Source organism: Rhodoferax ferrireducens T118 (genome assembly GCF_000013605.1).
GTDB classification, from domain to species: domain Bacteria; phylum Pseudomonadota; class Gammaproteobacteria; order Burkholderiales; family Burkholderiaceae_C; genus Rhodoferax; species Rhodoferax ferrireducens.
The window spans coordinates 221,733-230,842 of the sequence record NC_007901.1; the positions used below are offsets into that span (position 1 = coordinate 221,733).

The 9,110-nt window shown below is 54.8% G+C and carries 7 protein-coding genes; all 7 read left to right on the forward strand.

The window, feature by feature from the left end:
• Positions 1-20 precede the first annotated feature (20 nt).
• The 7 genes from RFER_RS23225 to RFER_RS22730 all read left to right on the forward strand — a co-directional run bounded on the left by RFER_RS23225 (position 21) and on the right by RFER_RS22730 (position 9,057).
• The gene (locus RFER_RS23225; RefSeq protein WP_011458584.1) at positions 21-1,955 is read left to right on the forward strand and encodes a hypothetical protein; all 1,935 of its coding nucleotides are present in this window, start codon (positions 21-23) and stop codon (positions 1,953-1,955) included.
• Entirely contained in the window at positions 1,952-2,251 is a 300-nt protein-coding gene (locus RFER_RS22705; protein ID WP_011458583.1) for a hypothetical protein, read from the forward strand. Before RFER_RS23225 ends, RFER_RS22705 begins: the two co-directional genes overlap by 4 nt.
• A 139-nt stretch (positions 2,252-2,390) precedes the next feature.
• A complete protein-coding gene (locus RFER_RS22710; protein ID WP_011458582.1) occupies positions 2,391-5,747 on the forward strand; it encodes a hypothetical protein in 3,357 nt (1,118 codons plus the stop codon).
• Between the two features lie 5 nt (positions 5,748-5,752).
• Complete coding sequence (locus RFER_RS22715; RefSeq protein ID WP_011458581.1) at positions 5,753-6,799, forward strand: phage Gp37/Gp68 family protein; 1,047 nt, start codon at positions 5,753-5,755, stop codon at positions 6,797-6,799.
• Between the two features lie 31 nt (positions 6,800-6,830).
• Complete coding sequence (locus RFER_RS22720) at positions 6,831-7,796, forward strand: hypothetical protein (protein ID WP_011458580.1); 966 nt, start codon at positions 6,831-6,833, stop codon at positions 7,794-7,796.
• Between the two features lie 18 nt (positions 7,797-7,814).
• Complete coding sequence (locus RFER_RS22725) at positions 7,815-8,276, forward strand: metal-dependent hydrolase (RefSeq protein WP_011458579.1); 462 nt, start codon at positions 7,815-7,817, stop codon at positions 8,274-8,276.
• Positions 8,224-9,057, forward strand: a complete 834-nt coding sequence (locus RFER_RS22730; protein WP_166485939.1) for a hypothetical protein — start codon at positions 8,224-8,226, stop codon at positions 9,055-9,057. Before RFER_RS22725 ends, RFER_RS22730 begins: the two co-directional genes overlap by 53 nt.
• The last annotated feature ends 53 nt before the right edge of the window (positions 9,058-9,110 follow it).

Below are 9,110 nucleotides of genomic sequence, written 5' to 3' on the forward strand. Positions count from 1 at the left end.
TCTTTCACTGGTAGAAAACAATGATTCCTCATCTTGTCCGCTTTATTAAGCGAGCCATTTCCGCGCTCCTGATTCTGTTTCAGATCGCCAATCCTGCCCACGCCGATCTTGCGGGGGACATGCAAAACATATTTGGCAACCAGCTCAAGCTGGCCGTCAGCCAACAACTGGCATCCATCATTGGTATTCACGCCCCAAACAATCCTGCAGCAGAGCGCGCCTTGACAGCCCTAATGAGCCAAAAAGCAAACTCTGCCAGCCTCATCTTCGATAGCCCACTGACCCCGCAGTTTGGATCTGGATCCGGCCCACAAGTGAGCATCGAAATATACGACCCGGCCAATTTCATCCAGACGCAAAAGCAGGTTGCCCGCTGGAAGGCGTTTGTTCGGCTTACAAAGAACAAGCCTGCTCTGACAGAAAGTGACTTGACGGAAGCCGCCCAAGCATTGCTGCCGTTCTTGCGTTATTACGCCCATGGTCTTACCTCTGGTCCGCAAGCGGCCGGCAACACCATCACCGTGCCTCCTGGAGCCGAAATCGCCTTCTCTCTGGCAGGCTACTGCATGGACCGAACGGCGCCAGCCCCAATGTCTGGTGAAAAGTTGCAGTTGGTCCCAATCACACAACTTGTCCCTGAAACCGCATTGCCTGTGTATCAGGCCATGATGCAGTTTTCCGCCGCTAACATCGACAAGCGCAGCGAGATCCAGAATCTGGTGTGGGGCCTGCGCCATGCCGCTGACCCTTATCCGCCGATTAAGGAGCTAAACAGCCGCCAAACCGCATTGCTCGATGAGGCGGCCGTCAATGGCGCGCAGAGCTATACAGACTACCTCAGCGCTCAATCGCAGGCCAGCAAAGCCACTGAAGCGCAGAAACAGCTCTACCGCACGATCATGGGCGGAATACAGAGCAAGCTGAACATCACCCTGCCTGACGCCACCAGAACCGGCTATAGCGAACAGGACACTAACTCTCTCATCGCGGCGCTTACCCGCATGCCAGTTGAAGGCGTACCACAGGCTAAAAGCGAGTACAGTTTACTTACCGATGGTGTGGCCGCAAAGACCATCGCCAGTAACCTGCACAAGATCAACGTTCAGGTCAGGAACACAACTGCCTTACCGTTCACCTTCGATGCCAACAGCTATGCAGGCCAGTCCACCCGTGTGACACAACGGGTTGCCTTTGGTGGCATCGACAACGCAAACATCCCGAGTGGCCCAAGTGCAGTGCAGCGACTGCAGGATGTATTGCAGAAGCTGGAGATCGCACCACTCAAGCGGTTTCAGGCTCAGATTCAGCAGTTCATTGATCGCAATGCGGGCCTGGCAGGCGATGGGCGGCTGAAACTTGCTGGGTTGGCGTTGGCCACGGCGATGAATCAGGTGCTTCTTCCAACATCAGGGCTGGACGTAGCTGCGCTGGCCATGCCACTAGGTAAGCTTGGGGGTGTAGTTGAACGCATTGGAGCTAAGGAAGTGCTGGCGGTTGAGCAAGCCGCTAAGGATTTTCTGATCGCTCGACATGAAGCGCTAGGAGTGGTAACAGGCCGCTGGACAGCTGTCGAACCTGGCCCTCTTGCTGAAAAATATGCAGAGACATTCGCGGGCAGCAGATACAGCGGGATCGTTCTTGCTGAAGACACGACCCTCTACCGCGCAGGTTCGGGTGCACCGGGCAAAGAACTTGGTGAGTATTTGAGTCTGGATCCAGCGGATGGGATACTTCAAACAAGGGTAGACAGGGCGATACAGCCAGTATGGCCCGGTGGAGCGCTTTCGGTCATAGATACTTCTTACGCTGTAAAGGTTCCAGCAGGAACTACCGTCTACACAGGGAAAATTGGATACCAAGGCGGGTTTTATCTGGGCGGCAACTGGCAAATTGTTGTTCCGACGCCATGGAAGATACCAGGCGTTGTCGCGACCAAAATTGGAGTGTTGAAATGAGCAAGCAAGACATCTCAAAATTCGAAGACGCGCTCTTAAAAGCTTACGGACTGTTGCAGCAGTTTGGACAGCCGGCGTGGGCTAAACGCATTTATGAAATCGGCGGACAGTTACAAGAGGGCCATTGGGATGCCGCCAACACATTTCTTCGTATTTACGGTGGATCTGGCGGATTCGGAGAGGTCTACCTTTCCGCTAACGGGGTCCCGCTTTCCTCGGAAAACACAGAGCTGGACGCGCTAAAGGATGAACTTTTCGTGCTGGCGCGCAGTATTAAGAACAGAGGCCCAGGTTAACACGCCAAGAAACCAAAAAATGACATATCAGCTAACGGTGGAAACGCATCAAGGCACTGGTGGTCATTGGAAAGTTGTTGATTGAATCAGCAACTGAATACGGATACCCGTTCGGACGGAGCACACCGAGACTTTCCACATGATTGCCACGATCCTTCGCGGCGCACAACCCAGTTGTTTGCAACGAAGACCTCTTGACGGCCGTCCTTTCTCCTGTACCTTGGACGACATGAGCCCTACACCCTCCTCCCAAATTTCCCTCGTGAATGAGGACGAATCCCCTCAATTCCAACGGATCGCATCTGAAGATGTCCTGGCCCCAGGTTACTACTGGCGTCTGAAGAACGATTTCAAAGTTCACGACACGCGCTGGAGCGATCATTCGTTCACGCTGCATGCGCGCGATGTGCATCTATTGGTCGACATATTCGAGTTCGAAGGCGCACCGCACACCGCCATTTTGTTGAGTCACCCGCGCAATGGCTGCAATTCCACGTACCGAATCCTGATTGCAGACTTTTTAACCAACTTTGAACCTGCAAAAGACGCAGAAGCGGTGCGTACTGATGAGCAAACCCAGATCATGCGCGAGGTGGCCGCCATGCAGGAGGAAATGGCGCAAGCCCAAGAAAATCCACTTGCCCTGCCCGGCGTGAAAGCGGCTGTGGAGGAAGCACTGGAGAAATTCGAGCGGGAGATGGTGGCTGAAGTTGCTGCGTCTCAAGAAACCCAGACCAAGCGCACATCGGATTTGCGCAAAATTCACCGCCGGGCCGCCCGCCGGTCCACCGCGGCCGGCAACCCGCTGGTTGCCCGGTCAGTGACGATTTCGGATCAAGTCGGGCTCATGATTTCTGGCGGCATTAACTCGGAAGGCTTGCAGGAACTGACGGTCGAGGCTCGTAAACGCATTGCCATTGCTGAATCAACATCGAAATGGCTGATCGCCCGCAACGACGACATCGCCACCAAGCTCAAGTGTCTGGCCCCGTATTACGCTGAAAAAGGCAAGGTTGCCCTGGCTCGCGCCAGCAAGGCGATCAAGTATGTCAAGGACATCACCCAAGGTCTCAACTCCCTCAAGCTCTACACGGGCGACGGCGTTGACGTGGTATCCATTCTGGAGGGCGCATCCGCATCCACGATTGAACCCTTGACGCTGGTCCAGGGCAAACGCTATATGGACGAAGAGCTTGCGGTGTGGGTCCCTGTGGAGGACAGTTTTGACTGGCACAGCCAACGGCTCTTCTTTGAGGCACTAAAAGCCAACCCGTCCCTAGTCGATCAGGTGTTTCCGGCACCGCGGTGTGTCGTTTCCATGGCCGTCACCAGCCGCTCGATTGAGTATTCGCGTGAAACGACAGCCTTTCAGCGTGTCATGAATGAGATCAACAACCGGGCGGTATTCCTGTTGGTCAGGGATGGCCAGAACATTCACGTTGTGTATTCAAGCGAGCCATCGCACGAAGCTGCCGACCGGCTTTTCCCAACCCAGTCAGAAATCGAGGGTGAATTCAAAGGGATCGACGGCACCCGGATCGGACTTCAAGATGTGGCGTTTGGAAAATCGGTCGAGAATTTCAATGATCTTTCCCTCCACTACAAGCGATTCCTGATTCTGCTGTGCGGCCTGGACCACCGACTGAAGCTTTTTGGTGAGTTTTATCCACCGGAGAACGGATTGCAGTTCATGTCGATTGACTTCCAGCAGAAATTTTTTCTCTTTCTGGATGACGACAACCCAGCCCGATTGCTCGGTGAGAACCTTGAGCCCGTCCAAGACTGGATTTCACGCTGCAACAAGGCTGTGCGCTCTGGTTCCCGGGTTATCACGTCTCTTGACCGCAACATGAGGTCCGCCAGCCCCCAACTCCAGCGGATGACGTCGATGGAAGTCGATTCCGACCGGTTGCCGGCTCAGATGGTCGTATCCCGCGAAAAAGGCTGTCATTACATTTCAATGCCAACTTCAAACGGCCGCAGCGGTGACCGAGGGCAAGCCAACGTCTGGCTCGATGGACCCGACAACAAGGACTTCAAAGACTGGTTTTTGTGCATGGACCTGGTCCGGCTCGAAACTGTTCAACGCTACATATACAGCCGGATCAATCGTTCGGGGCACATCTCTTGGCTACGCGCATTCAAGCGGGCCGAGGCCATTTTGTTGGCCGAGAAAGCCGATCAGGCCGAGTTGCGCGCCGCTTTGGCCAAGGCGGCATTGGAAAACGGTGTTCTCAGGGAAGGCGAGGTCGACGAAGCCATTGAAAACGCCATTGCAACGTGGCGCGCGGCCCATCGCGGCGCCGATGCTCCGGCGTTGACCGATACAAAAGCATTGCACGAGTTGTTGTCCTTGATGTATCCCTCAGATCGGATTGCCAAGTCGACCGAGAGCATGGTTGACCGCCTGATCAGTGATCTTGGGTGTGAGCCCCTGATGCTGTGCCGCACCGGCAAAAATCGCTTGACGCTCTACGTTGAAGCTACTCCGGATGACAAAGCACCTTATGCCTCGGGCGTTCAATGGGGATGGGTCAAACGCGTTCTGATTGACGTGCTGAAAACAAAGTTGTCGGTTGCCTCGACCTCACTGGTCTGGCTCCAAAAGGACAAGCCCAATGCGATGGAGACGCTGCTGCGAGAGTGGCCGCTTCTCAGCTCGTGGATTCAGGAACATCATGAGCCCTGTCCCGTGCGGTGGCTGTCAGATGCTAAAACTGCGATCACCAGCCAAGCGGCCCTGCTGGGCGATGTGCTCGCCAAGGGCCGTGGGGCCCCTGTTCAGTCCGGACTTGATGAAACCTTCACGCGGGAGCTGTTGTGGGATGCAATCGATGTCTACGCAAAACTCAGCTATTACGAAAGCGTCTGGACAGCCGTTCCAGTAGGTGTATTGCAAGCTTCTGCAGGCAAGCCCGTGCATTTTTTGTATGCCCGGGTGAAGACGGCCCATTTTGTTCATAGATATGGCAACCCCGATCAGTGGAGCGACTACAAATCGCAGGTTCTTCTCGACGACAAGCACTCCGCTCAAAGGGCTCTTCAAGACGCCATTGAGTGGACGCTTATCCAAACAAGCGAGCCCATCAAAAAGACCGCATTTCGGGCAAGCCAGGTGAATAGCACGACACCGGCTGGAACAAAAATTGAAAGTCACGAAAGCGGTGGGGTGAAACGCAAAGATCGCCGCGACTTCTTTAACCGGGATTCCACGACCCGCGCCAAACGTCGTGCTGCGGGTGGAGCCCCGCTACATCATCGCGCTACCCTGGATCTGTCATGGAGCAGATCGATCGAGTCGATCTTGGGTATCGCGCCACACCTGCGTCGCAAATTCTATTCGGATGCAAAGCGGTTTCGTTGGTCGGATAAGAACGAACAAATCAAGTTTGAGCCCCAAGTGCCACTGCACCATTTATCGCCATTGATCTGGAATGCTGAGCAGGGCCGATCTGTCGCCAACCGGTATTTTTCCACCACAAAGACTGGGAATTAAGCTCCATGGCAGAAGAAACTGGCATTTCATGGTGTGACAGCACCTTCAATGGTTGGATTGGTTGTGACCCGATCTCACCTGGTTGCGAAAACTGCTATGCGAAATCCAGCACGCCGGCACGGACATTGGGTATTGCGTGGGGTCCAAATGAACCCCGGCGGCGCACCGGCACCGCCAACTGGAATCTGCCTCGCCGCTGGAATGCAGCTCACGCGAAGTTCGCCGCCAAAAATGGACGGCGTCGCAGAGTATTTTGTGCATCGCTGTCTGATGTCTTTGACAACAAAGTTGATCCAGAATGGCGCGAAGAACTGTGGGCGCTGATTCGCGCAACGCCAAACCTAGACTGGTTGATCCTGACCAAACGTATAGGGAATGTTGGGGCCATGCTCCCGGCTGACTGGGGTTGCGGATACGCAAATGTCTGGTTGGGAATCAGTGTTGTCAATCAAATTGAGGCTGACCGCGACATTCCCAAGCTTTTGCGCACACCTGCGGCCACGCGGTTTTTGTCGATGGAGCCCCTGCTGGCCCAGGTGGACCTTTGCGAGCATTTCGGGATGTGGTGGAACAGCACCATGCAGAGCTACGAGGGCACGGGCTCGATGATCAACAGCAAAGGTTGCGAAGGGCACTACAAGCCCGGCATTGACTTGGTCATCGTCGGCGGCGAGTCCGGTCACAACGCGCGGCCCATGCACCCGGACTGGGTGAGACGTTTGCGTGATCAATGCCAGGCGGCGAACGTACCTTTCACCTTTAAACAATGGGGCGAATGGCGTCCGATGCGACTTGACGAGGTGCCGAAAATCAAAGGCATGAATTGCCACCTCGTAAGCATCGACTCCAGGCGCACCATGGCCTCTGGCAGTTTCCACATGGCACACCAGATCAAGGCGATGGTGTCGGACCCGGTTTATTCGTGGCAGCACCCGGTTCTTAAGCTTGGAAAGAAAGCGACGGGACGGTTACTTGATGGCCGTGAGTGGGATGAAATGCCGTTAGACACTGAGGCCGCAACTTTAAAAAGCATTGGCGAAACTTGCTCTTGACGGATTGGCTTTGTCGTGTAACTTGGTCGATATGAACACGAAAAGCAAATTCAAGATGGTTCCGGCGGTACTGAAACAAGGTATCCGTTATTGTGGTTTGTCGTTCACGGTGAAATCCGAAACCGAAGGGTTTTTTGACCCTGTTACACGCGAGGCCTGTGGCGACAGCATGGATTACGGCAAACTTTTTGCCTACCTGTTTCGGCGCTTTGGCTACCCAAACCGTGGATGGGACGGCTACAAAGAACTTACCAAGTACGTCCTAACGACGCCGCACTCTGACATGGTTTTGAGTGTCGTCCCCTATGTTGGCGACAACACGAGTCTGCATTTCACCTTCCTGGTTCCAATGGAGGTTCTTTGTCAGATCAATGATTATGGACAGCGTTTCAGGAATGCTTGGGAAGAGCGGGCGCTGGACTGGCGAGAAAAGCTCGGCCTTCCGGACTGGATGTCTGAGTGGATGGAATTTTGCAATACTTCCTTGCGCGCCCAATTTCATAACCTTCCTCAATACAACAATTGGCGGGAGACACTGCCGTGGATGATGTCGCTTGGCTCCGGCAAAGGAAGGTCCAAGTTCGACAAAATGACTAGGCGCGCAAACCAGTTTTGTACGCAACTCCATGCAGACTTCGAGAAGGTCGAAGCGGAACCTGGCTATTGCGAGCGGTCTCCAAATTGGCGGGAATGGGATGACGAAGACCCTATCAAACCCTTCGCAGACGCTGCATTTGCAGCGTTGCGAGACCTTCATCGTCCTGTGGGCGTGCGCGATCAGGAAATCTCTGCATTTGGAGTGGTGAACTCTACCCGCCAGCCGCTTGCTGCGCCGGCTGTGGCCGGGTACCCGTCAGGAATGCTTGGCAATGCCGCACCGGAAGGTTTTGCTGAGCTTCACGGCTTGGTATTGAAGCTGGGCAATGGCAATGCCCGCTCAGGCATCAAGAAGGCAATTGCCATGTTGGCCCACAAAACGGCGCAGTCCCCGTCTTAATTAACCCGAAACACCGATATGTCCTCAAAAACCACTCACACGCTTGCCGGCTTGGCCACCGGAGGCCTGCTGGCCTATTACAGCAAATCCGACTCAACTCACACGGTCCTTCTGCTTCTTGGTGCCCACATGGGCGCCAGTGCGCCCGACTGGGCCGAGGTTTCCACTTGGGTCACCACGCGGCATTGGTTCAGCGCCAATGAAAGTCATCGACTCAGCCTGATTCCGCATAGAACCATCACCCACACCTTGTGCCTTTGGGTGCTGGCAACGATGTACAGCTTGTACCTGCTGTACTACGGTGCCCACCAGTACACGAGCCTTTTGGCTTTTGCGTTTTGCGTGTCCGCCCTGACTCACCTCTTGCTGGATATACGAACCCCGATGGGAATTCCGCTGCTGCCATTTGGAAAGCGCTATCGATTTCATGGATTTCAGTTCGAAGTTGCCAGAACGATTCAGCAACGCCATGGTTGGTAAATTGACGCCAACTCTTCAAACAATTGCTCCGAACAGCTTTGGCGCACGGGAAAATGATATGGGAACAGCAATGACACCTTCTAGTCAGAAACACGCTTTGTCGCCCCCGACAACGGGCGTCGACGCCACCAGCACGGATGCAATTCTTGTTGAACCGACCTTTGAACTGCTTGCCGATTTGCCACGAGGCCACGACCTACGCGTAACGACCCTGCGTGAGCTGGCAGCCGAGTGCCGAAACAAGTTGAGCAAAGAATGGCGCAAGATCGCGCTCTGGTGCATCGCAACGAGCTGCTATGACGACCTGAGTTCGTCATGGACGGATACCAACGAGTTCCGAGTGCAGAGGAACGTCGGATTGACCAGTCGCCTTGATGCCGCTCCAGTGGCGCCGCTGCCCCTCACTCAAAGCGGAATGCAGGATCAATCGCCCTCGCCCGTCGCCGTATTACCGGCAGTGGGGGTCCTTAAGGGCTTCACTTACCGCATCGAGATGCGGACCTGGTACGTCAATGGCCGCTACCTTGGACAGGCCTCTGAGTTCAGTCTGTGCGACACAGCCTACCTGGTTGAACTCACGACCGGCCATTTCTACGGCGACTGGAACGGCACCCGGTTCCGCGATGGTGCTCAGTCGCTGGCCCGCAATTTGGAGAGTGCAGTCGAACTTCATGATGCGCTTCGACGAAACGCCGGCCGCCCACCTGATCTCCCTATGACACATCATCCCATTCGATTGGACAATTGGGGTGAATATCGCATCACAACTGCCCAAATTTGAGGCTTTGTAGAATTTGACCAGCAGAAGTCTCGTATTTCACCTCTTCGTCCGCT